At 37.8% G+C, this 26220-nt stretch carries 19 protein-coding genes; 2 read left to right on the top strand and 17 right to left on the bottom strand.

The features are described from left to right. Positions 1-6 precede the first annotated feature (6 nt). A complete protein-coding gene (locus ATS76_RS18055; RefSeq protein ID WP_058553196.1) occupies positions 7-423 on the top strand; it encodes a SufE family protein in 417 nt (138 codons plus the stop codon). Here the strand turns inward: ATS76_RS18055 and tcdA are convergent. From tcdA to ATS76_RS18020, 7 genes are read right to left on the bottom strand one after another with little or no spacing between them, the layout of a single operon-like run. Next, a complete protein-coding gene (tcdA, locus tag ATS76_RS18050; protein ID WP_058553195.1) occupies positions 415-1224 on the bottom strand; it encodes a tRNA cyclic N6-threonylcarbamoyladenosine(37) synthase TcdA in 810 nt (269 codons plus the stop codon). The genes ATS76_RS18055 and tcdA overlap by 9 nt on opposite strands. Beyond that, on the bottom strand, positions 1225-1893 hold the full coding sequence (locus tag ATS76_RS18045) for a TIGR01621 family pseudouridine synthase (RefSeq protein ID WP_058553194.1): 669 nt from the start codon (positions 1891-1893) through the stop codon (positions 1225-1227). 7 nt (positions 1894-1900) lie between these two features. After that, positions 1901-2662 carry a 3-deoxy-manno-octulosonate cytidylyltransferase gene (kdsB, locus tag ATS76_RS18040; protein WP_058553193.1) on the bottom strand — a complete coding sequence of 254 codons (762 nt, stop codon included), beginning with the start codon at positions 2660-2662 and terminating at the stop codon, positions 1901-1903. Beyond that, complete coding sequence (locus tag ATS76_RS18035; RefSeq protein WP_058553192.1) at positions 2650-2847, bottom strand: Trm112 family protein; 198 nt, start codon at positions 2845-2847, stop codon at positions 2650-2652. Before ATS76_RS18035 ends, kdsB begins: the two co-directional genes overlap by 13 nt. Then, a complete protein-coding gene (lpxK, locus tag ATS76_RS18030; RefSeq protein ID WP_058553191.1) occupies positions 2837-3817 on the bottom strand; it encodes a tetraacyldisaccharide 4'-kinase in 981 nt (326 codons plus the stop codon). The genes ATS76_RS18035 and lpxK overlap by 11 nt, the downstream gene beginning before the upstream one ends. After that, positions 3814-5559 (bottom strand): lipid A export permease/ATP-binding protein MsbA, encoded by a 1746-nt coding sequence (gene msbA, locus ATS76_RS18025; protein WP_058553190.1) that lies wholly within the window; start codon positions 5557-5559, stop codon positions 3814-3816. The genes lpxK and msbA overlap by 4 nt, the downstream gene beginning before the upstream one ends. A 60-nt stretch (positions 5560-5619) precedes the next feature. Further along, positions 5620-7887, bottom strand: a complete 2268-nt coding sequence (locus ATS76_RS18020; protein ID WP_058553189.1) for a DNA internalization-related competence protein ComEC/Rec2 — start codon at positions 7885-7887, stop codon at positions 5620-5622. Here ATS76_RS18020 and ATS76_RS18015 point away from each other — a divergent pair. Beyond that, positions 7867-8376 (top strand): DUF2062 domain-containing protein, encoded by a 510-nt coding sequence (locus ATS76_RS18015; protein WP_058553188.1) that lies wholly within the window; start codon positions 7867-7869, stop codon positions 8374-8376. The genes ATS76_RS18020 and ATS76_RS18015 overlap by 21 nt on opposite strands. 65 nt (positions 8377-8441) lie before the next feature. Here the strand turns inward: ATS76_RS18015 and ATS76_RS18010 are convergent, their stop codons facing one another. From ATS76_RS18010 to ATS76_RS17965, 10 genes are all read right to left on the bottom strand, one after another. Next, positions 8442-10187: a DUF3466 family protein gene (locus ATS76_RS18010; RefSeq protein WP_058553187.1), complete on the bottom strand. Its 1746-nt coding sequence runs from the start codon at positions 10185-10187 to the stop codon at positions 8442-8444. An 11-nt stretch (positions 10188-10198) separates the two neighbouring features. Next, on the bottom strand, positions 10199-12112 hold the full coding sequence (gene uup / locus ATS76_RS18005) for an ATP-binding cassette ATPase Uup (protein WP_058553186.1): 1914 nt from the start codon (positions 12110-12112) through the stop codon (positions 10199-10201). Between the two features lie 15 nt (positions 12113-12127). After that, positions 12128-12367 (bottom strand): glutaredoxin family protein, encoded by a 240-nt coding sequence (locus ATS76_RS18000; protein ID WP_058553185.1) that lies wholly within the window; start codon positions 12365-12367, stop codon positions 12128-12130. Further along, the gene (gene rlmKL / locus ATS76_RS17995) at positions 12360-14477 is read right to left on the bottom strand and encodes a bifunctional 23S rRNA (guanine(2069)-N(7))-methyltransferase RlmK/23S rRNA (guanine(2445)-N(2))-methyltransferase RlmL (protein WP_058553184.1); all 2118 of its coding nucleotides are present in this window, start codon (positions 14475-14477) and stop codon (positions 12360-12362) included. The genes ATS76_RS18000 and rlmKL overlap by 8 nt, the downstream gene beginning before the upstream one ends. Before the next feature lie 91 nt (positions 14478-14568). Next, positions 14569-15099 carry a cell division protein ZapC gene (locus ATS76_RS17990; protein ID WP_058553183.1) on the bottom strand — a complete coding sequence of 177 codons (531 nt, stop codon included), beginning with the start codon at positions 15097-15099 and terminating at the stop codon, positions 14569-14571. Between the two features lie 122 nt (positions 15100-15221). After that, positions 15222-16232 (bottom strand): quinone-dependent dihydroorotate dehydrogenase, encoded by a 1011-nt coding sequence (gene pyrD / locus ATS76_RS17985; RefSeq protein WP_058405549.1) that lies wholly within the window; start codon positions 16230-16232, stop codon positions 15222-15224. Positions 16233-16352: 120 nt separating this feature from the next. Beyond that, on the bottom strand, positions 16353-21194 hold the full coding sequence (locus ATS76_RS17980) for an NAD-glutamate dehydrogenase (protein ID WP_058553182.1): 4842 nt from the start codon (positions 21192-21194) through the stop codon (positions 16353-16355). 208 nt (positions 21195-21402) lie between these two features. Further along, positions 21403-23724 (bottom strand): efflux RND transporter permease subunit, encoded by a 2322-nt coding sequence (locus tag ATS76_RS17975; protein ID WP_058553181.1) that lies wholly within the window; start codon positions 23722-23724, stop codon positions 21403-21405. Further along, positions 23724-24719 carry a WD40/YVTN/BNR-like repeat-containing protein gene (locus ATS76_RS17970; RefSeq protein ID WP_058553180.1) on the bottom strand — a complete coding sequence of 332 codons (996 nt, stop codon included), beginning with the start codon at positions 24717-24719 and terminating at the stop codon, positions 23724-23726. The genes ATS76_RS17975 and ATS76_RS17970 overlap by 1 nt, the downstream gene beginning before the upstream one ends. A gap of 128 nt (positions 24720-24847) precedes the next feature. Then, positions 24848-26212: a DUF1329 domain-containing protein gene (locus tag ATS76_RS17965; RefSeq protein ID WP_058405545.1), complete on the bottom strand. Its 1365-nt coding sequence runs from the start codon at positions 26210-26212 to the stop codon at positions 24848-24850. Between the last annotated feature and the right edge of the window lie 8 nt (positions 26213-26220).

Below are 26220 nucleotides of genomic sequence, written 5' to 3'. Positions count from 1 at the left end.
TAACTAATGACAAATACATTTAACAAGGTGAGTGAGTCGATAAGAAACGCATCTGTATGGCAGCAAAAGTACCGTGAAATCATGCTACTTGGCAAAACATTACCTAGCTTACCTACAGCGCTTAAGATTGATGATGCTTTAGTACCGGGTTGTGAAAGTAAAGTATGGATGTATGTAGAATTTGACCTCACAGAAAACGTTCTAGTTGTTGCAGGTGATTCTGACACACGAATAGTTAAGGGGTTACTTGCACTTATTTTAGCGCTTTATAACGGACTAACGCCAGAACAGATTTTACAAGTTAATGCTTACAATGAATTCGAAAAACTTGGATTAATAAGCCACTTAAGTCCTTCTCGTGGTAACGGTATTAAAGCCATGGTTGAAAAAATTCAAGCCATGGCAAAGCAAAAATTAATCTAAAATTGTTTTTATCTCTCTGCTACGTTTATCTAAGAATTTACGAACAGCTTTGGCCGCTACAAAAAAACCAAAACTGCCTGTAATCATAGTTACAGAGCCGAATCCATTATTGCAATCCATATTCATCGAGCCATCAGCCCCCTGTTTAGCACTACATACTGAGCCATCTACAGCAGGATAAACTAATTGCTCTGTTGAATACACACAATCTATATTGAACTTTCGTTTGGGATTATTACTAAAGTTATACTGCTTACGTAGTATGTAGCGTACTTTTGCAAGTAAAGGGTCTTGCGTTGTTTTGGCTATATCACCAAATGTAATTTGGCCAGGGTCTGTTTGCCCACCTGCTCCACCCGTTGTGATGATTGGTAACTTATTTCGTTTACAATGTGCAATTAACGCTGCTTTTTCTTTTACGGCATCGATACAATCAATAATATAATCAAAACCTTTAATATGTTCTTTAATATTGTCGATTGTAATAAAGTCATCTATTACATTAACGTCGCACTCAGGATTAATTAATTCGCAACGAGCTTTCATCGCATCTACTTTAGCTTGGCCAATTGTACCTGATAAAGCATGAATTTGACGGTTTACGTTAGTTGCGCATATGTCATCAAGATCTATAAGTGTAATTTTTCCTATGCCAGTACGGGCTAGTGCTTCAGCAGCCCAACTGCCAACACCACCAATGCCAACAATACAAAAATGTGCTTCTTGCAGCCAATTAAATTGCTGATGGCCATATAAACGTTTAATACCGCCAAAGCGGATGTCAGTTATTTTTTCACTCATTTACCAATCCAGTTGCCATGGCGAGCGCCATGCTTGAAAATTTTCATGTTGTACTAAAGCCATAAACTCATCATCGTTGCTTGGTAATTGCATATAATGTAAATGTTCACCCTTCCAATTAAAGCTTAATGCATAAGCATGCAAATATGTTCTGTTGGACTGCGTCCCCGTATAAGCAATATCACCCAATATTGGTGCTCCAATACTTTTTAAAGCGACCCTTAATTGGTGCGTTTTACCCGAAAAAGGCTTTAAAATAAACGCCCTAAAACCTGGTTTAAAACTAATAGAATAAAAACGAGTAATCGCAGGGTTTAATTTTGATACCAAAAGTTTATAAGTGCCACGACGAGATTTTGCCATGTCTCCTTTAACCCAGCCTTGCTTTTTTTTAGGTTTTGAATCTGTGATAGCAAGATAAAATTTATCGATAGCATGCTGTGTAAAAAGCACTGTAAAATCTGCAGCAGCGACTTTATTTCTAGCTAAAATAATTAGACCCGACGTTACTTTATCTAATCTATGAACTGCGTAAAGTTTCTCGTTAACTTGCCGCTCTGCTAAAACAACAAAGCCAGGCCCATCTTCTGAATGAAAGCTAAGTTCTGCAGGTTTTTCTATAATATAGAAATCAGCATGTTTACATACCACGTTTAATATTAAGGTCATTCAAAGGTCACACGTTTTTGCTTTGTAAAAAGGCAATTACTTTAGCTAAATCTTCAGCGGTATCAACGCCTGCGTGTGGGGCTGTTTTAGCTTGCTCTATTTTAATACTATAACCATGGTACAAAACACGCAGCTGTTCTAATGACTCTAATAACTCCAAAGGTGAAACACTAAGAGCAATATATTGATTAATAAAACCCGCTCTGTATGCGTAAATGCCAACGTGGCGCTGAAATGAGGAAAGTTCTAAATCAGTTTTTTCGTCTAGCATAGCATTTCGGTCAAACGGAATACTGGCACGCGAAAAATACAACGCGTTTTTGTTTATATCACTTACAACTTTGACAGCATTAGGATTAAATACTTCGTCTTTATCTTCAATAGCGACACTTAACGTTGCCATAGGTGCTGATGATTCATCAAGTAACTTAGCTACTTGTAAAACGTTATCTGGTGCTAAAAGTGGCTCATCACCTTGAACATTCACAACTATGGTGTTGCTATCTAAATTTAATAAAGCAACCACTTCAGCTAAGCGTTCAGTGCCCGATTGATGATCTTCACGTGTCATTACTACGTCGTTAGTGAACGTACTTACTGCATCAAACACTTTTTGATGATCGGTTGCTATTATTACTTGGCTTGCACCTGATAAACATGCTTTATCATAAACGTGCTGAATCATTGGCTTGCCACAAATATCCGCCAAGGGTTTACCTGGCAACCTAGTTGAAGCATAACGCGCAGGTATAACAACTACGAATTCCACTTTTCAACCTCATCTAAAGATAACTCTCTTGCTTCATTTTCTAGTAATACCGGAATATCATCTTTAACAGGGTATGCTAATTTTGCAGCGGTACTAATTAGTTCACTGTTATCTTTATCAAAGCGTAATTTTCCCTTACATACTGGGCAAGCAATTATTTCGAGTAATTTAGTATCAAAGGCCATTTAGGATCCCTTTTTCTTTTAATATTAAAGTTAATTTGTTTATTACAGCCTGTGTTGGCTTTGCATCTACTGGTAAATAATACCAGTTATCTTTGGCAAACTCGCCGCATTTAACTGCGTCTTTTTCGGTCATTAGAACATTGTCATTGCCAAATTGTTTGAAATCCTCAGCTGTATACGCATAGTGATCTCTAAAATGATTTGAAGACAATAGTGTTATGCCCTGTTTTATTAGGGTATTTTCGAAACGTTTAGGGTTTCCTATAGCACTAACTGCATGGCCTTTTGTAATCGATTCAGCAACAGAGATGGAGTTTTTAACTGATTTGAGCGCTGCGGGTTGTAATGTATAGTTGTTATTACTTTGTCCACCATTTTCAACAACCAAATCGACCGATTTTAAACGTTGTGGGGTTTCTCGTAATGGTCCAGCAGGCATTAATAACCCATTTCCAAATTGCCGTTCACTATCTACAATACAGCATTCAATAGTCCGTGCCATTTTATAATGCTGCATGCCATCATCTGAAATAATGATATCTAAATTATATTCACGTACCAGTAACTCAATATTGTGTTGCCGATTTGGTCCTATCGCAATTGGGCATTTAAGACGATGAAACAAAAGTTTAGGCTCATCACCCGCCTCAGATGCTGACGTGTTATTAGTAACAATTAAAGGGTAACTACTTGCTTTTCCACCATAACCTCGGCTGATCACTCCAACTGATAACCCTTGCTTTGTTAAAAAGTCATAAAGCCATAACACAAACGGTGTTTTACCATTTCCACCTACACTTATATTACCGACTACGATTATGGGTATTTTGCTTTTAAATTGCCTAAGTATTCCCACACTGTACAACCACTTTCTTGTAATCGAAATTAGCCAAAATATAACTGACAATGGCAACAATAGTAATGTTATTAGCCCAACCGGTTTATACCAGCTTTTTTCAATGCTATTCACGAGTGATCGCCAAACTGCATTTTACAGAGTGCTGAATAGGTTCCATTGTTTGAAAGTAAGCTCGTGTGGTCACCACTTTCAATAACGCGGCCATTATCAATAACGTAAATTTTATCGCTGTTTTCAATTGTAGATAACCGATGTGCAATTACGATGGATGTTTTATCCTTCATTAAGTCATCAAGCGCATGTTGAATCAGTTTTTCTGATTCTGTATCCAATGCTGATGTTGCCTCATCTAATATTAAAATAGGGGCATCTTTTAAAATAGCTCTGGCTATAGCAATACGCTGACGTTGACCACCAGAAAGCATCACTCCATTTTCTCCTACCATTGTATTTAGCTTTTCAGGTAAATCTTTTACAAACTCCCACACGTGAGCTTGCTTAGCCACTTTTTGTAACTCAGTCTCTGAAATATCTCGCTGTATCCCGTAACATATATTGTTAGCAATAGTATCGTTAAACAACACAACCTGTTGCGATACTAGAGCAAATTGGCGGCGCAGATCCGTAAGTTTATAATCACTAAGAGGAACTCCATCTAAGAGAATTTCACTAGGTAGATCTAAATCATAGTAACGAGGCAATAAATTTGAAATTGTTGATTTACCGGAACCCGACCGCCCAACTAACGCAATGCTCTGGCCAGCCTCAATTGTAAGTGTTAAGTCATTTAACACAGGCTCGTCTTTTGTTGGATATTTAAAGGTCACATTTTTAACCTCAATTAAACCTTTGGCCTTCTTAACTGATACTGTGCCTGTGTCTTTTTCTATGTTTTCGTCAAGAATTAAAAATATGCTCTGTGCCGCAGAAATACCACGCTGCATATCACTATTAACATTAGCTAATTGTTTTAGCGGGCGAAGTAACATCATCATAGATGAAATAAGCACAACAAAGTCGCCTGAGCTGATTGTATCTATCATTGAAGGCATTGATACCACCCACAAAATAACTGCCATAGCGCTCGCTGCAAGTATTTGAATAATTGAAACGCTCAGCGCTTTAGTAGCATCCATTTTTATACGTTGCTGGCGATTATGATTATTAATTTTAGAAAACTTACTCACTTCTTGTTCTTGCCCACCAAAACCATGAATCACTTTGTGGCCGCTTAACATTTGCTCTGAGCTTCTTGTAACTTGACCCATAGCAGATTGAATGTTTTTAGAAATATGACGAAATCGCTTAGATACAATGGCAACAATTAAGGCAACTAAAGGAATAATAACTAAAAATATAAGTGATAGCTGCCAACTGGTATAAAACATCAGTGCAAGTAAAAATATAACAAACGCCCCCTCACGCACTACTATTAATAATGCTTTAGTAATCGCTTGTTGGACTTGCTCTGTATCAAACGTGATTTTAGAGATTAAATCACCCGTTGAGTTTTTATCATGAAAAGATACGGGGAGGTGTAAAATATGGTCGAATAATTCCTGGCGTAAAGAACGAACAACTTGCGAGCCAACGTAACTGAGGCAATAAGACGACATAAAATTGAAAATACCACGACCAATAACCAAAGCAATAACCACAAAAGGGGCATACTTTAATACATCGGTATTACGTTGATTTAAACCTTCATCGATAAATGGTTTCATTAATTGAATAAATAGTGCATCCATACCTGAATATCCAATCATGCCGACAACGGCAACAACGGCTACACTTTTAAAGGCTCCAACGTAGGAAATTAAACGCTTGTAAATTTGTGTAGTACTTTGATCCATAACACTCTCTTTTTACAATTACAGCCCCTATTGTATCCTTGCTTGAACTAAAACAAAACGTCAATCTTTTATAAACCAGTAGCTTTGCTGAGTTCTTGCTGAAATAACAGACGTATCACCTTTATATAACTCTATCGTGATTTGCCCTTGAACACCGGTGCTATATTGCAAGGCATCAATTTTATTATAACGTTCAACAACTTCAGCTTTGGGAAATTGCCACTGTCCTTTATAAGCACTAGAGTGAATAACGACCTGTGGCATAACTGCATTAATAAATTCATTACTTGATGACGTATTACTTCCATGATGTGGACTCAGTAAAACGGTGCTCTTTAAATCATCACTGAGGTTTACCAGCTGAGACTCTCTATTTTTTGAAATATCGCCCGTTAGTAGAACGCTATGCTCCTCATCTGAAACTTTAATCACGCAAGATTCATCATTTTCATTACCAAAATGCTCTGTTGGAAAGCTTTTAATTTTAAGCCCCACCATGTTTAACTCATTTTGTATGCAGCTCTTTTTAGGTCCATCAGGGTGAAATTCATTAAATGAAAACTTTAACCCAGCATCTATAAAATGCATCACACCGCCTGAATGGTCGTTATCAAGATGACTAACGACCGAATGAATAATTGTTATGTTGTTTGCTTCAATAAAAGGCAACAAAATACTCTTAGCCCGACTAAAACGATTAAAGTAACTTGGCCCAAAATCATAAATAAACCCCTTTTTATCTTTTTCAATAAGCACCATAAGGCCATGACCTACATCAAACACATGTAATTTCCATTTAGGCTTATCAGTCAGTAAAGAGTCGATATAAAGTATAGTTAAGGGTAAAAAAATGAGCCGCTTGTATGGTGCAAAATAAAATAGTGCAAGAGTAAGATAAACATAAATAATGACACCTCCCCCCATAAAGCCGAGGTTTAGCCAACCAAAACCTGGCGGTAGTTTATTTAAACAGGCGAAAATAAACGCTAAGCCACTATCGATAAAAATAATAGCAATACTAATATCAAACACAGCACTGATAGCCGTTAATAATATTAAACAGGGCATTAAAATAAATGAAAGAAATGGAATAGCGACTAAATTTATGACTAAACCAGCAATGCTAACCCCATTAAAGAAGTATAAAGACAAAGGCAGTAAACTAATGAATAGTGTGGCCTGAATAGCAATTAGAGCAAAAACCATTTTTAAAAATACATTGTTAAAGGTAGGTATTTTTTTTATAACTAGAAATATAACCGCAACTGCGAAAAATGAAAAATATAATCCAGGATTCAAAAAATTAAACGGATTAACTACAAGTACAATAACAAGCGCGAATAAAAGACTGCGCCACCTCATCGGCTGTCTTTGCAAATAGTACAATAGCAAATAACAGCCAAGCATAATTAGGGCTCTTGTTGCAGAAACCAAAAAATTGCTTAAATACACATAAACAAACGCTAGTACAAAACCTACCGCGCTATATACAATTGAGAAATTAAGCGTTTGATTGTTTAACAATTTAACTTGTATGAATACAAACTTTGTAATAAAAAAACCAAAACCAAATATCAACCCAATATGTAAACCGGAAATGGCAAGTAAATGGCTTAAACCAAGTGATTGCATAAGCTGCTTATCACTCGGCGTCATCAACGACTTATCTCCTGTTAATAAGGCATAATAAAGCCATTTTAGTGTTGTATTTTCATATGTAACTTTAATAAAGCTTCTATAGTTTTCAACGGTGCTTTGCACTAAAGTACTTTTAATTTTTAACTCTTTATTAAGGACTTTACCTTTAAAAAATACTCGCTGCGTGAATGCGTACAGTTCATTATCAAATACATTAAAGTTTTTCGTACTCCTAAATTTTTTTAGATTAACACTCGCTTCAAACTTATCATTGGTACGCAGTGGTTGTTCTACATTAACACTTAGCATCGCGCTTGGTGCGGTGAAATCAGAGTAGTATTGGCCATTAATTTTAACTAATTTCGCTTTGATGTATTGTGGAGCCTTGCTTGAAACTACTTCTTGAATGACAACTTCGACTGGATACGCGTACTTATCATGTTTTATTATGTGGTTAAAGTCATAAAACATAAAATAATGAACCACAACTAGGCAAATACCTAAAATAAAGCCTAACAATACGGACAAAAACGGCTTAAAATAAGCACCTATTATTACAATAGAAATTGTAATAATAGAAAACTCGAGCGTTTCGTAATAAAACACGGTTGAAATACAGCCAATTACCAAACCAAGACTGATCCACACTGATGTAAATGGTTGCTTTAAATGGCTAAGAAAACTATCCAAAGATTTTTACCCGATCCGAATAAAATTAGACATCACAAATCGTTAAAAATTTTTGGTAAACTTTTGCAAGACGCAAACCTTTGGCACTTAAACCGGCGCTCTGCACGCGGGGCCTTTGCAGTTGGTTTATTTTTTGCGTTCATCCCTGTTCCTTTTCAAATGGTTTTAGCCGCAGCAACCGCTATTTTGTTTAGAGTCAACTTACCTATCTCAGCAACACTTGTTTGGCTCACTAATCCGCTTACTATGCCACCTATTTTTTATGGCTCTTATCTTGTAGGTACGCTAGTTTTAAATCAGCCAGAGCAACACTTTGCCTTTGAGCTTAACTGGGCTTGGTTCGAGCAAAGTATCGAAACTATTGGCCCTGCATTCCTTGTAGGCTCGCTTGTTTGCGCTTCTATAGCATCAATTATCGGTTATTTTGGAATTGATATTTTATGGCGTCGCTCTATTGTTCATGCAAGAGCAGCTCGTAAAAAAAATTAGTATTGACCTTATTATAGACGAAAAAAAACCCAGCTGACTAGCTGGGTTTTTTGTTAAAAATTTACTTAAAAACGAAATACGCGTCTTAAGCCAATAAGTGGCAATAACAAGAACGCTAACCAAGACATACTCGCTGAACTTCTTTCATAAACTTCAGCTTCTGGCGGTGCACAATTTTCAATTGAACCATTCTCAAGTGGTGTCAATTTAACTGCAACAGCTACACTTTCAAATTCTATATTGCCATTTACATCGGTAACTATTCCGCCGAGCGTATCACGCTTTTCTACGGTTTTGGTTGCAACACCAAACACTTCGTTATTCTCATTAATAACATTCGCTTCTACGACCGTATATGGATAATCAGTCTCACCGTCTGTTTCATAACAAGGTAAAAGATCATTTAAATTGGTTATTTTGTCTTCACCAATTTTATAAATAAATGCAGCTTTGTCGCGTGAACTGTCCGATCCACCTAACTCGCTCTCACCCACAATGTAGCCTTGATTATTTATATCGTTCGCAGTCGAGTTTGCAGCTAAAAAGAAGTTTGTAGGGTAAACCGTGTTGCCTGTGGCGATATCATGATAAAAGAATTTTCTTATCCGAGTGTTTTCAACTATTCGAGTTGCATAACCAGCAATGATATTATCATCATTTATTGCTGAAGAAATTCCAGTTTGACTAGAGTCATTTTCTTGCTCAATAAAGGTAACAACCTCTCCATCTTTGAAGTACACAGGCATTGTAACGAATATATTATCATTATTTTTATAACGTGTATGTGAAGAGCCTACTGCAGTACCATTCGCATTTACTGCAAAAGCCGTACTGGTAAATGTGTCCTCTTCTATTTCATCTTCATCAGGAGTTAAAGCTAAACCAAGTTCTTCTACAGAAGTAATATTAAGGGAGTCGTCCAACTGCCATTTGACTGCTCGCTTGTTAAAAATCCCACCAAGGAAATTACTATTTAATAGGTTAATGCAAGAAGAAACAGGTTCATCTTCGCCATCGCAGTTCTCATCAATATCTTCTAATCTATCGAAATTAATATCCGTTGATATATTACCTACAACAATATACCCATTATTAGTTTTGACAATATCGTTGGCTCGGCTTGTACCGCCGTATTCATTGAACTCAGGTACAAGAGGCACTTCTGTACCATTAGCACCTATAACAATGCCTCGTTCTATAAAGTCATGGGTAAACCAAGTTTCAGCATCGTCTTCACCATCGGGCGTAAAAGATACTTTATCATAAGGCGCACTACCCCATCCGACTGAAACACCGTCTTCACTGACTGCATTGTAAGCATTAAAAGTAGAGCGTGTTAAAGCATCATAGTCTACTGAGGCAATATCAAAAAGAGGCTGTTCAACTACTCCATTTTCACTAAATCTAATACCGGTAAACGAATTTAGTTTTTGATATTCAAAATTAGTCGATAAACCAGACAAAAACCTAACCATAAAATTGTGTGCATCAGGATTAGTGGAAGCTGCATTATTATTTTCAATATCATCAAGTGTAAAAGTTATTACCTTATCACTCAGTTCAAAAATTGAAACTTCATTATCATATGCATTTTCTATAAGGTTATCAGTGAAATCTATATAGCTAATATCAATTGGTAAATTATATAATCCATTTGTTAAACCAATTATGTGTCCACTCTCACTTGCATCAGTAACATAAGAAAACTTCGCATTATCAGGAGTCCCTAATTCACTTAATTGGTATGTTGCACTAATAGCTGATGTACTCAATGTTGCTAAGATACTGGCAGCGAGTAATTTATATTTCATTTTAGTCCTTACTACTGATTCTGTAATTCTTCAAGTTCTTCCCAGCGCTCAAAAGCGGCTTCAAGGTCAGACTCAAGTTGTGCTAAATGGTTCAATGCTTTGGTTGTTATGTCACTGTCTTGTTTAAAAAAGTCAGGATCGCCTACCACGTTTTGCTGAGCTTCTACGTCAGCTTCAAGTTGCTCCATTTTATTCGGCAACTGTTCTAATTCAAGTTTTAATTTGTAAGATAGTTTATTCGTTTTAGCGGCTGGCTTTACAACTGGGGTCGGTTGCTTTTCTACTTTTTTTACACTTGGTTTAACCGTTTGTTTTTCTTGTTCTGCTAAATAACTTACATAGGCTTCATAGTCACTATAACCACCGACTATATCTGTTACTTTGCCGTTTCCTTCAAACGCCCACACACTAGAACACGTATTATCAATAAATTCACGGTCATGGCTTACAATAATTACGGTGCCTTGATATTGATTGATAATGTCTTCTAACAGCTCAAGTGTTTCAATGTCTAAATCATTTGTTGGCTCATCCAACACCAGAATATTCGATGGTTTTAAAAAAAGCTTAGCAAGTAATAATCGATTTTTCTCGCCGCCCGATAAAGCTTTAACTGGTGTTCTCGCTCGTGCAGGTGGAAACAAAAAGTCTTGTAAATAACCTAATACATGACGAGAGCGGCCGCCCATCATAACTTCTTGTTTTCCTTCGGCAACATTGTCTTGAACCGTTGCTTCTTCGTCTAATTTTTCACGGTATTGGTCAAAGTAAGCAAACTCTAAGTTAACACCCTGCTTAGTTTCCCCGCTGTCAGGTGCTAAATCACCAAACATCAGTTTTAATAGTGTCGTTTTACCTACACCATTAGGTCCAACTAATCCAATACGATCGCCACGCATTACTAAGGTAGAAAAATCACTTACAATCGTTTTGTCTTTAAAAGCATGAGATAAATGTTTCGCTTCAAAAACTAACTTTCCTGAGCGGTCTGCAGTTTCAATATTAAAATCTGTTTTACCAACTTGATCAACCCGTTGCTTGCGCTCATTACGTAATTGTTTTAATTCACGAACACGACCTTCATTGCGAGTTCTTCGCGCTTTTACACCTTGACGTATCCATGCTTCTTCTTCTGCTAAGCGTTTATCAAATAATGCGTTTTGGCTTTCCTCTACCTTTAAATCATGCGCTTTTTGTTCTAGATAAGTAGCGTAATCACCCGGATATGAAATAAGTTTACCGCGATCTAAATCTAAAATACGCGTAGCAATTGCTCGAATAAATGCACGGTCATGAGATATAAATACAATCCCGCCTTTAAAGTCTTTTAAAAACTGTTCTAACCACATCACACTTGTCATATCTAAATGGTTTGTAGGTTCGTCTAATAAAAGTAAATCGGGCTCACTAACAAGTGCACGCGCTAAAGCAACTTTACGTAACCACCCACCTGACAACGATTCAAGTTTTGCATCGGGTGTGAGCTCAAGCTTTGTTAAAACGAGTTGAATGCGGCTATCAAAGCGCCAGCCATCCGCAGCTTCTAATTTATTCGATAAACGTTCAAGCTTATTTAATAATTGATCAGTACATTCAGTTTGAAGCTCATTACTAACATGATGATAATCAATAAGTAAATTAGCTATATCTGGCATACCTTGAGCAACGTAATCAAATACAGTACCGCTGGCCCCTTTTGGCGGGTCTTGTTCAAGACGAGATATTTTTAAACCACCTAACTGGTTTATTTCGCCATCATCTAAAATTACTTGGCCGTCTAACACTTTTAACAGTGTCGACTTACCTGCGCCGTTTCGGCCAACAATACATACTCGCTCGCCACTTTCAATAACAGCCTCTGCGTTATTGAGTAACGCATGAGTACCAAAGGCGAGTTGGGCTTTTGAAATTCTTATTAAATCCATGATTCTACTATGCTCTTAATCTGCCAGTGCTAAAAAGATTTGCACTTGTTCTGCAGTAAAAGGCCAAAAAAGTTGTTGGCCATGTTCATTTTCTAAAACAGGAATACTTACCTGGTACTTCGCAATAAGTTGTTTGTCAGTCATTATGTCTGTTAAAAGTAAACTTTCTTCACTCGTTAATAACGGTGTTATTAACGAATGAGCTTGTTCACATAAATGACAACCTTCCGTATGGTACAACGTCCATTTAGCCATGGGTAATTAACCAGCTGTTATGAATTTTTTTATTACGCTTAAAGTCTGGTGACAGTGTTTTGTCAGAAATATTAACGGCTTTTAAACCTAAACCAATCAAGCCAACTTCATCCATAATAAAACCACGTTTATTGTTAGAAAAAATCAATGTGCCAGACGGGCTAAGAATTTTTTTAACCCAAGTGAGTAATTTGATGTGATCGCTTTGCACATCAAACGCATCTTTCATTCGCTTTGAGTTTGAGAATGTAGGCGGATCAAGGAAGATTAAATCATATTGCGCAGTCGCATGTTCTAACCACTTAAGACAGTCTGCTTGTTCAAAACGGTAACGCGTATTGCTGATATTATTTAAATCAAAGTTATCTTGCCCCCATTTTAAATAGGTTTTGGATAAGTCGACTGTGGTAATAGCCTTTGCACCACCAAGGGCGGCATGGACTGATGCACTACCCGTGTAGGCAAATAAATTTAAAAAACGTTTGTCTTTAGCATTTTCTTGGATGTAACGGCGCACTAAACGATGATCTAAAAACAACCCGGTATCTAAGTAGTCAAATAAATTAACTTTAAACTTTGCACCAAACTCTTCAACAACCATGGTTCTATTTTGCTTAGCCATAGGTGTGTACTGTTCTTCACCTTTTTGCTTTTTACGGACTTTTACAGCTATGTTTTCAGGTGCAATATTTAATTGTTGAGCTGTTAAGCTAATTACGTCTTGAAGGCGTTTATCGGATACTTTTTCATCTATTTCTTTCGGTGCAGCATACTCAAAAATTACAGCACTGTCGTTGTAAACGTCAACTGCTACATTATATTCCGGAATATCAGCATCATAAACACGATAAGCATCTACTTTATTTTGCTTTAACCAATTTTTGAGGCCTTGTTTATTTTTTTTCAGACGATTAGCAAATGACATTGAACCTTCATAATTAAGAGCTTTTTTATCATCCGTAGTCAAACTGACTTGCTTATCATCTAGTTGATATAAATTTAGCTCTACATCTAAAGGACCATTTTTAAATTTATAACGTTTTAATTTAACCAGCTTTAAAAGTTTAAATAAACTTTCATCCATGCCCAATAACGCCAGTTTCCAATGATTAAAATGCTTTTTAAAGCCAACACCTAAGTTGCGGTGTAAATTAACTAACTCAGCCATAGAGCCAATACGTTCGCCATAGGGTAAATTTGAAATAACTACACCAGGTAATTTAGCCACTGCGGTTAACTTTGTCGCATCGCTTTGTTTAAATTTAATTATGTCATCAAGCTCTGCGCGTTTTGCGTTATCAATGGCTTTACCTAGTACCTGAGCATCGTAATCGTGGCCTATTAACCATAATTTTGGATCTGTAATATTTTCGAACAACTCTTCTTTTAACGCGTTAAATTTTGCCACTCTAAAACTAGGTAAACGCTCAAAAGCAAACCCTTCACGAAATAGCCCTGGCGCCTCATTACGCGCCATACCAGCAGCTTCTATTAAAATAGTACCCGCACCACAACATGGGTCAAACAAAGGTTGCTTTACATTATCAAGCCATCCACTGCGCTTAATAATTGCCGCCGCTAAATGTTCTTTTATTGGCGCTTTACCTTGTCCTTGACGATACCCACGTTCAGATAGTCTTGGTCCTGAATAGTCAATGTAAAGAGAAACACCGTGTCGATTTAAACGCGCAACAACACGAACATTTGCATCCTGTTTATCAACATTAGGACGCTGCTCGTACAAGTCATTAAAATAGTCAACAATTGCGTCTTTAATGACTAAACCAGAAAACTGTGTATTTTTTAACGAGTCATTAGTACCGTTAAAATCTACAGCGAATGTTTGGGTTGGGCCAAACCATTCTTGCCAAGGTTGAAAACGAGCAAATTTATACAAGCTATCTTTGTCATCAACGCCTTCTTTTTCTTCGATAAGCATAAGCACACGAGTAGCAAAACGGCTTGATAAACAAACCTTTTGCGCCAGTAATGAGTCAGCCTCAAAACGAACAGAACCAACAGTTTGCTTAGACACAGCAGCGCCAAGTTCTGTTAACTCATCAACCAATAAATTTTCGATTCCGATAGAAGTAAGTGCGATAAATTGCAAAGTAGTAACCCTTAATAGCTAATTGCGCAGGATTATACCATAGGTTGAGGGACAAACACGCCATAACACATGCTTAATAACGTAAATTTGATTAGGCGGTTTTAAATTTAAACTGCTGGGTTAAGATGGGATGAACGCGGTTGTTTAAAATTTTTATAACTTCAAACTGAGCAAGAGATAAATTTTCGTCTAGCTGAAAGTTCTCGCTTAAGTTTAAGCAAACTGACGCATCACTGCAATGATCGACGATTAGAAAGTCCCCAGATTGCACCTTAGAAACTAATTTAACGACAGCTTCAACACTTGGTTGGGTACCAGTATATTCATTAAAAAACCAGCTTTTAGCTAACACTGGTTTTAAATGAAATTTTACAGCGGTGGCATTGAGCGCTATCTGACAAACTTGCGCACTAGACCAAATTTCAAACCCATCTAAGTAATTATAAACTTGTTCGTAAAAAGCGGCATCTTCTAAACTAAAATTTGGGTTTTTGATTACTAAATCTGTTAACTGTCTTATTTTGTAAGGTGTGCAAAGTTGCATTTCGTCGTTCAAATCAAGTAATAAACGATTTTTATTAGGACAAGCAATCCACTGCCATTGCTTTGACGCTTGTAACATATGCTCCTCCTTGCGGGCTTTATTAGAAATAGTATCAGTTCAAAGTATAACCGCTTTTGACCATTTTATATATAATTGCTTAGAACATTTATCTAACGATCAAAAGCTTAGATAACTGATCCTTATAAGCCATTAACGATCGATTTTACCAATTCAGGGCCTTTATAAATAAAACCGGTATAAACCTGAACTAAACTAGCGCCCGCGTTGAGTTTCTCTTTAGCTGATTTAGCATCGTCAATTCCCCCTACGCCAATGATAGGTAATTCGCCTTTTGTTAATCGCTTTAATTCACTCACTACTTCTGTAGAACGCATTCTTACTGGGTGTCCAGATAAACCACCGGCCTCGTCTGCATACTGTTGGCCAATAACATCACCCCGTTCCAGTGTTGTATTAGTTGCAATTACCCCGTCTATTTTATTATTTAGTAGTGATTCACTCACCTGCTCTATTTGAATAGGATCAAGATCTGGCGCAATTTTAACAAGCATTGGAACCTGCTTATTATGTTTTGAAATTAAATCTAGTTGCTCATTTTTCAGGCTTTGCAATAAATCATCCAGTGCTGCACCGTATTGTAAATCTCTTAGGCCCGGTGTATTTGGTGAAGAAATATTTACGGTAATATAAGAAGCATGCTCAAAAACTTTTCTCATACAGTGTATATAATCGTCTTTACCTTGCTCATTAGGCGTATCTTTATTTTTACCAATATTAATACCTAAAATACCGTTGTATTTTGCTGCTTTTACGTTAGCAACAAGGTTGTCAACGCCTTTATTATTAAAGCCCATACGATTAATAATAGCGTTTGATTCTGGTAATCGAAATATACGAGGCTTGTCGTTACCTGCTTGCGGACGAGGTGTAACAGTGCCCACTTCAATAAAACCAAAACCCATTTGGCTAAATGCATCTATACAGTCTGCGTTTTTATCTAATCCTGCAGCTAATCCAACCGGATTCTTGAATTCAAGACCTAAAAAGTTAACCGGCTTGTCTGCTACAGATTGCGACCATGCAGCGCTCAATGGTGTGTTAGCGAAACGACTTAGGTTGTTAAGAGCAAATTCATGTGCCCACTCCGCATCACGGGTAAACATAAAACGGCGAGCTAAATCGTAAAACATGAATATATTCCTCTTTAAATAACAGACAAAAAAATACCTCAGACAAGGCTGAGGTATTATATAACATTTTTAATAATTAACTTATTACTTAGTTAATAAATAATAAGTTAACTTACTACTTTATTTGGCTGGTGTATCGCAATTGTGACTTAATAACATTAATTCACGCAATGCCACAGAAAACTTAGCAAAGTCATGGCTTTGTGATGTTTTAAATTCAGCCAGCATTTGCTTCCAACGAGTAAGTAGTAACTCTTGCTTATCCATCCACTCATCAATTTGATAATCAACGTCTTTCTCATCTGCTTCAAAGCTGTTTAATACAACCTGTGCGAGTGTACGTTGTTGCCAATCGAGCTCTTCTCGATAAGATGAACGTGCCAACGCCTGCCAATGGTTTGCTACTGGTTGGTTGGTTATTTGATCTAAGAACCAATGTAAGCCCATTCTTGCACCAAGCTTGAAGTAAGTATTCGACACCATAGCAATGCCTCTACGTGAATTATTAGCAATTTCTGCTAAGTCCATCACCGAGAACAAGCTAGATAACGATACTATTCGCTTAGCAATATCTACTGGTACGCCACTGTCAGTTAACTTAGCTGCAGCTTGATCTATGCGAGCACTTTCCTTTTCAACAATGTATGTGGTCAAGTTATCACTCAAATCACTAAATGTTGGTGAGAAGTACTCAATCCCTTGCTCAATTGTTTGCGATTTATTGCGATGACGCAAGAACCAGCGTGTTGCTCTGCGAACAGTTCTACGGAGTTGGTAAAGCATTTCGGTTTGTACTGCCGCAGGTATTTTATTATCTAATGCGCTAATTGATGACCAAGTATCACGCATTTCAAAAATTTCACTGGCAATTGAGTAACACATTGCAATTTCTGCTTCGCTTGCACCTGTTTCTTCATGCATACGAACCATGAAATTTAAGCCCATGTCGTTAACAATATTATTAGCAAGCTTGGTTGCTATAATTTCTTTACGAAGTGGGTGATTGTTCATTGCATCATTAAATTTCTCACGTAATGGACGTGGGAATGATTTAACCAGTAACTGACGATAATATGGATTCTCAGTAATATCATCTGTAACAAGCGAATCTTTTAACACCATTTTAGCGTAAGAAACTAACACTGAAAGCTCAGGGCGCGTTAGGTCTTTACCTGATGCAGCTCGCTCTGCTAGTTCTTCATCGCTTGGAATAAACTCTATAGCACGGTCTAATTTGCCATCTTTCTCAAGGGCATGAATAAAGCGGATTTTCTCTTTAAGCGTCGATGTACCACGAGATTGAGTAATCGAAAGCGTGTGCGTTTGACGATAGCAGTCTTTTAATACCAATTCTGATACTTCATCAGTCATAGAGTATAAAAGCTCATCACGCTGCTTAAGTGTTAAATCACCTTCAGCAACTAAACCATTTAAAAGAATTTTAATATTTACTTCATTATCTGAACAAGCAACACCACCAACGTTATCAATAAAGTCAGTATTAACGCGTCCACCTTGTTCAGCAAATTCTATGCGTCCAAGTTGAGTAGCACCTAAGTTACCACCCTCACCAAGAACTTTAGCACCCAGTTCTTTACCGTTTATACGCAGCGCGTCGTTAGCACGGTCGCCTACGTCAGCATCTGTCTCTTTTGTGTGCTTGATATATGTACCAATACCGCCATTCCAGAGTAAATCAAACTCCATCATTAATGATGCTTTCATTAACTCGTTAGGCGTCATGCTTGATTTTTTAGTACCCAACATTTTTTTCATTTCTGGGCTAAGGTTAATCGATTTCGCTGCACGAGAGAAAATACCACCGCCAGCAGAAATAAGATCTTTATTGTAGTCTTCCCACGAAGAGCGAGGCATATTAAATAAGCGTTCACGCTCTACATACGACTTAGCGGCGTCTGGATTAGGATCAACAAATATATGCATATGGTTAAATGCAACTTGTAAGCGGATGTGCTCAGACAGCAACATACCATTACCAAATACATCTCCAGCCATATCGCCAATAGCAACCACTGTAAAATCAGTTGTTTGACAATCAATGTCCATCTCACGGAAATGACGTTTAACAGACTCCCACGCACCTTTTGCTGTTATACCCATTTTTTTATGGTCGTAACCTACTGACCCACCTGATGCAAAGGCATCACCAAGCCAAAAGTTGTATTCATTCGCAATACCGTTCGCAATGTCAGAAAACGTTGCCGTACCTTTATCGGCTGCAACTACCAAGTAAGCATCATCTTCATCATGACGAACAACGTCGGTTGCAGGGACTACTTCACCACGAGCAATATTATCAGTGATGTCTAATAAACCTCTGATAAAGATTTTATAACACTCTTGGCCTTCTTTAATAAAAGCATCACGCTCTGATGGAAGCTGTTTACAAACAAACCCGCCTTTGGAGCCAACAGGTACAATTACGGTATTTTTAACTTGTTGTGCTTTAACTAAGCCTAATACTTCAGTTCGGAAGTCTTCACGACGATCTGACCAACGTAAGCCACCACGAGCAACCTTACCAAAGCGTAAGTGAACACCTTCAACACGAGGCGAATATACAAATATTTCAAAAGCAGGTAACGGTAACGGTACGTCAGGTATTAAACGTGGCTGAATTTTAAATGACACATAAGATTTAAACTGGTTTTGAGCGTCTTTTTGATAGTAATTAGTACGAAGCGTAGCCACAATCATATCAACGTATAAACGTATGATACGGTCATCATCAAGGTTAGCTACATTTTCTAGCTCAAGATAGATTTGCGCTATTAACTTGTCCAGCGTTTTAGCACTTGCAGGGTTTTTAACAGAAAATCGTTTCGCAAATAAGTTAACAATTTGCGACGCAATATGAGGGTAGTTTGCAAACGTACTTTCAATATATGTTTGAGAGAAAGTTACGCCAATTTGGCGCATATATTTAGCGTAAGCACGCAATATAGATGCTTCACGACCCGTTAATCCGCCCATTAGTACTAAACGGTTAAAACCGTCATTTTCTAAACGGTTATTCCATACATTAGTTAAAGCTGCGCGAAAACGTGCAGACACCTTATCAAAATCATCCATTCCTTTGCTATCAATCAGCATAGAGAAATCCATGATCCAATTAATTCGGCCATCACTTGTTTTAACTGAATACGGTGTTTCACCAATAACACGTAAACCAAAGTTTTCTAACATTGGCATTACATCTGACAAATGAATTGGCTCGTCTTTATGGAATAAGCTCAAGCGCACAATATTGGTATTCGCCTCTTCTTGAGGGCGATAAAAAAGCATCTCAAGTTTATTTTCTTCACTCAATAGCTCTAGCTTTTCAATATCGACTACTGCCGCGCTCGGTAACACTTCATCTTTGTAAGAACGCGCAAATGCACTACAGTATTTGCGATTTAAGTCATTACCACGCGCTTCGCCTGCAGACTCTAGAAGCGCTGATTGTAGTTTGTCTTCCCAAGTACGGGCTGCTTCAATTAAATTGTTTTCGATGTCTTTCACATTATATTCGATATTGTTGTCGGTCACACGAACAGTGTAATGAGTACGTGCTAGTGTTGACTCAGAGAAATAAGTTGTAAATTCGACTTTTTCGTCGGAATTAAATGCATTGCCTAGTATATCTTGAGTTTCGCGGCGCAGAGCTGTGTTATATCGCTCACGCGGAACATAAACCATGCAAGAAAAGAATCGGCCATAGGCATCTTTACGCACAAATAAGCGACACATATCTCGCTCTTGTACTTGTAATACACCCGTTGCAACTTCAAGTAACTCATTCTCACGTGCTTGAACTAATTCATCACGAGGGTACGTTTCGAGAATATTCAATACAGCTTTATAGGCATGCGTCCCTTTAGCAAAATCACACATGTCCATTATGCGAGTAATTTTACTTTTTAAAACAGGGACGTCGGCTGCGCTATTATTATAAAAATTAGATGAAAACAGGCCTATAAAGCGATCTTCGCCAATTACATTCCCTTCATCATCAAAACGTTTAATTCCCACGTAATCAATATAAGCTGGACGATGTACGCGAGACTGAGAATTTGTTTTAGTCAATATGAGTAGATTACTACTGCGGGCTTCTTGTCGTGCTACTTCTGGCAGCTCAGACAATAATCGAGTGTGCTCTTCTGTTGAATTTTTTAACAAGCCCAGACTTGTATCCATTTTACCTTTTAGCTGGTAGTCACCTTGTACTGGACTTAACTCGTATTGTCGGTAACCCATAAGGGTAAAATTGTCGCTAACTAGCCAATCTAAAAACTCAACAGTTTCTGCTACTTCGCTCTTGTTTTTACCGTGGCGGCGTTTTGGTAGTTCTTTACTAACCTCAATTAACTTTTTGCGAATCGGTTGCCAATCTTCTACAGCAACTGATACATCAACCAGTACAGACTCGAGTTCTTGTTTAAAAGACTCAATAGCAGATGAATCTGTTTGACGGTCAATTTCTATAAAAAAAACTGTTTTTGTTGATGTAGATTCTTGCTCTGCTTTTAAGTTAGATAAACCAGAAATCTTCGAGCTCTCGTCGCGTTGAATTTTAAGAGGGCTATGTAGTAGTAAGTGAGAGGCGATATTTTCGCGCGTCATGGCCATCCGAACAGAATCAACCAAAAACGGCATGTCTTTAGCAATAATTTCTACGATAGTATGTGATGACTGCCAGCCATCCTTTGCCACTTCAGGATTGAAAACGCGAATAACGGCGTCGTCGGTAGTGTTTTTTTCTAGCGAATTCCAAAGGCTGAGTGCAGCGCCGTATAAGTCACTATCGTTTCGATTTGCCAAATCCTCTTTAGACATATTGCTGTACAAGGCTTTGGCGAATTTTTCAACGAGTAACACATTATCAGCGTGAACTTTTTTCTGGATAAGCTTACAGACATTATCTAGGATAACCGAGGCTTGGCCTTCATTTCGTGTCATTGTATGTTCCTTAATCTATTACTGCTCAAGAGCAGGAATTTGTACAGCCATTTATTAGTGTGGAGTCAGATAAATTCTAACCCTTTTACAGCTAATAAACAGCTTTTTCGATGAAAACATTTCAAGCTTTTCAGCTATTTGGTCATCTATTCACAAATTATAGATATAAATGGCCAATAGTGGCCATTTAGGAGCAATATTATTCACATTATTTTTTCTGGTCGGTCCACAGAAGACTACCAATTGCAGGTAATAACAAGACTGCGCCTAACATATTTACTAAAAACATGAAGGTAAGGAGTATTCCCATATCAACTTGGAATTTCAAATCTGAAAAAATCCATGTACTTACCCCAATGGCGAGCGTGATACCGGTAAATAGTACTGCACTGCCACGTTCAATAAGTGCATTGCGATAGGCAATCGACAACGGCACATTTTGTTTAAGTTGCCCCATCATTGACGATAATATATAAATACCGTAATCCACACCAATACCCACACCCAAAGCGATAACAGGTAGTGTTGAAACTGTTAAGCCAATTTCTAGCTGCACCATTAACGCTTGTGCAAGTGTTGATACAATATAAAGCGGTAGCACAACAGCAATGGTCGCTTTGACACTTCTAAAACTTAATAGACACAGTGCAATTACAGCACCGTATACATAAAGCATCATCGGTATTTGAGCTTCTGAAACAGATTCATTCGTAGCGGCCATAACACCAACTGGGCCAGATGCTAATTTAAATGCAAGTTTATCTGTCCCTTCCTCATTTGCGAACTGTTTTACGCTAGCAATAACACGATCAATAGTTTGCGCTTTATGATCATCTAAAAAGATAATGACAGGCATAACAGAGCAATCACCGTTTAGTAAACCGGTACTCGTTTCCACCCGAGAAGTAGATTGAACTAATGTAGCTGAATTACGAGGCAAACTCTGCCATTTTAAATTACCTTCGTTGTAACCCGCATTAACAGACTGAGCAACCGAGCTTAAACTAACTGCAGATTGAACACCGTCAACATTTTCAACTTTATATTGAAAACGGCTAATACGTTCCATTACATCATGCTCTGTACATGCTGCTGGGTAAGCTTCAACTATTACCTTTAAAATATCTGATGAAATTGTATATTTGTCCGATATTAAAAAAGTGTCCTGGTTATAACGTGCATCTTGATGAAGTGACGGCGCACCTGCATGTAAATCACCAATTCGCATTTTATCCGCTTGCCAGTAACCTAAAGCAAATAAAACAAGCGTAAAGCCAATAATGAGTTTAGCTACTTTAGGATCGGTTGCTCTTACCAATAAATCCCTAATTTTATCAAGCATATTTGGTTTGTTAGCATCACCTGATTGAATATGAATGCTATTTTCAAACTGCATGTATGATGCCCAAACAGGCAACAAAATTAGATTTGTAAAAATAATTACTGCAACACCTAAGCTAGCAGTAATTGCAAGCTCTCGGATGATACCTATATCAATCGTCAACAGAGTTAAAAAACCAACGGTGTCTGATAGAAGCGCAATACCACCGGGAATCAAAAGCGCCCTAAAACTCGATTGGCAACAAATACGAGTACTTTTTCCCTCGCTTACTTTTTTACCAATGGCATTAATCATTTGCACACCATGGCTTACACCAATAGCAAATACTAAAAATGGGACTAATATCGACATTGGATCAAGACCAAAGCCAAGGCTTGAAAGTAAGCCCAACTGCCATGCAACTGCAATAATCGAGCATGCGATAGGTAAAATTGTGAGCTTTAAACTACCGCAAAACAACCAAACCATAATAAAAGTAAAGGCAATGGCAATTGCAAAAAATAACACAACACCTTTAGCCCCTTCTGCAATATCACCGGCCATTTTTGCAAAGCCAATAATATGAATACTCACCTTATCAGTGCTCAAAGGCTCTCTTAACTCTGTTTCGAGCTTTTCTGCAAAGGCTAAGGTATCAAGTTTTTCTTGTGTTTGTGGATCAGTTTCTAATAACTGAGCTGTTACCATTGCACACGAATAGTCGCTGGCAATCATACGGCCAACAACTTTTGCTTTTTCTATATTTTCTTTTACAACGGCTAAACCACGTTCGTTTGCTTTAAAGTTTGCAGGAATAATTGGACCACCTGCAAAACCGTCTTCAACTACTTCTACAAAACGGGCACTAGGAGCAAATATAGAGTTTACAAGTGGCCTGTTAACACCCGGTATAAAGTAGAGCTGATCATGAACTGCTTTTAATTGAGTAAAAAATTCTGGATTGAATATATTACCACTGTCATCACACACAGAAATCAAAATGCTATTCGCACCACCAAACTGCTTCTCGTGCTTGGTATACACTTTCATGTATTCGTGATTTAGGGGAATATTTTTATTAAATGAAGCATCAAGTTGAATATGCGTAGCTTTAAAAATAAGTAAACAAGTAATAATTGCAAAACTTATAAGCACAACCAAGCGATGTCTGAATATCGCTTTTTCTATAAAATCTAAAATAGTATGCATTAAGGGGTCAACTCCTTCACTTTAATGCCATCTTCAGTAGCCATAACCAATTTATTATTTTTAATTACACCATCAAGTATCGCTTTACCGTCGGCAAGTTGCTCATGAGTTAATAACCCATCTTGTAAGTGAAAAATCACCCCACTGTTTGCTAACATTAACCACTGCTCGTCATTGTAATTAATAATGCTATTTATAGTAGCGGCTTTAGTGCTTTCAAGGTGAAGCCATTCTTGCTCATCGCGCTGCTTGCTGTATACATTACCTCTAAGCCCAGCAACCACCTCTTGGTTATTATCTGAATTAAATGCGAAGAAAGAGCCTGGGTATATTTCTTCAAGACGCTGCCACGTGTTACCGTTATCCGTGCTTCGAGCTAATAAACCCATTTCACCAACAAGCATTAAGCCATCTTCGGTTTGTTCAATTCGATTAAAATGTGGCAAAATTGATGCTGTTTCTGCTTCGTAACCCTCGGGATCATTTTCTTTTAAGTCATTTAAGTACTCTCTGTCTTCACTGAACAACAAAGAATCTAAAAATCGCTTTTCCCATTGTTTTCCACCATCTTTCGTATGATAAAACATGCCATACGCACCCACTGCAAAACCTTCTAATTGATCTTTAAATAAAATGTCTAAACATGGTTTATCTAAAGAAGGCTTAGCCTGTTGTAATTGCCAATTATTCCCCCCATCAACGGTATTAATAATTGTGGCATCATGCCCACATGCCCAACCGTTGTTTTCATCACTAAAATCGACAGCGGTCAACAATACTTGCGTAGGTACTAATTCTGCTTGTTGCCAAGTTTCGCCATTTACACTTTTTATTACTGTGCCATGCTTACCTACAGCAACTAATTCATTACCTGTATTGATAATATCTGTTAATAGTGTTTTTTGTGCATTAGGCGCACTAATTGCGTTTTTTGGTGTATCTTGAGCAAAACTCGCACTGCTTATAATCAGGCTGGCACATACCAAATACTTCATAAATTTTAATCGCCTTGAACTGAAAGGAGTGTTTGTCTTTGTAAACGAGGAAAGTTTTTGCGTTGAAAGACAAACGCGATGAGAAAGGAAAAAGGCACCTAGCTTGCGACTAGGTGCCTACTTTTAACTTATCTACCTGCGCGGCGTAATGCGCTAGATGTAAACTCGTTATCATTAAATGATTTTGAGAAATCGTACATTTTTTCTTGGTTATCTAAACCAATAGCTAAGTAACGACGTGAATTCAAATCATGATAAACCTCTAAAGTACTCCACTGAGTAGGTACTTCATAGTAGTTAAGACCATAGGCCATTGCTACACGGTAAAGTTGGTCACGGTTATCATAAATATCAGTCACCGTTACCTGCCAGCTATCTTCATCTATATAAAACACACGTTTTTTATAAATGTGACGAGTATCATCTTTAAGGTTAGCCTCTACTACCCAAACACGGTGTTTTTCATAACGTGTGTGCTCAGGATTTATATGACCTGGTTTTAAAATATCATCGTACTCAAGCTTGTCACTGTGAAGTTTGTAGCTATTATATGGAACATAAAGTTCTTGCTTACCTTTAAGTGTCCAATTATAGCGATTTGGCGAGCCATTAAACATGTCAAAGTCATCAGTAGTACGTAAGCTATCTGCTGCTGTACCCGGTGCATCATAGGCGACATTTGGTGCACGACGAACACGGCGTTGGCCAGAGTTATATGTCCATGCTTGGCGAGGCGTTAATATTTGGTCCATTGTTTCATGTACCAATAAGGCTGTACCTGCAAGGCGAGCTGGCTGAGTAACGCTTTGTTTAAATTTAAACAAAATGTTTGAGTCTTGAAGCTCAGCAGGTGTAGCACTTGGATCAGAGTATTTAACAAGTAGTTGTTCATCAAAACCAACATAGTTGTAAGAACCTGATGCTGTAGGTGCTGCTTGACCACCAAAACGCTCAATTGACTCACCTCTAAAGCGAAGTAAATGGTTCCAAATTGCTTCTAAACCTGTTTTAGGAATTGGAAATGGAATGCCAATAGCTGTGTTCTTAATCCCATTACCGCCTTCAATTAATTCAGCAGTAGGTGCAAACTCTTTAGTTGCATCATAAACAAATTGAGGGTAAGACGCTGATCGGCGTGTTTCATACACTGGCATTTTAAACGTGTCTGGGTAAGCCTCAAATAAAGCAATCTGACCCGGGCTCAAGTTTGCCTTGTATTTATCGATGTTTGTTTTGTCAATTGTAAAAAGTACTTTGTCACTTGAAAAAGGGTCAAGGTGATGCATACCTGCTTCGTAACCTGCTGGAGCAGCAGTAATGCCGTTATTCCACGCAGGAATAGAGCCGTCAGCGTTACCCGCTTTCTCGGCGCCCATAGGAGTTAGGTCTTGACCTAAACGTGCAACTTCTTCAGCTGATAGTTTTGCTAAAGCAGCATTACTTGCAAACAAGCTAGCAAAAGCTGCTGCAATGAGGGTAGGTTTTTTAAGCATAATAATGT

It is taken from the genome of Pseudoalteromonas sp. 10-33 (genome assembly GCF_001469195.1).
GTDB lineage: Bacteria > Pseudomonadota > Gammaproteobacteria > Enterobacterales > Alteromonadaceae > Pseudoalteromonas.
The sequence above is the reverse complement of the archived record's forward strand: the minus strand, read 5'-3'. Positions and strand labels throughout refer to the sequence as shown.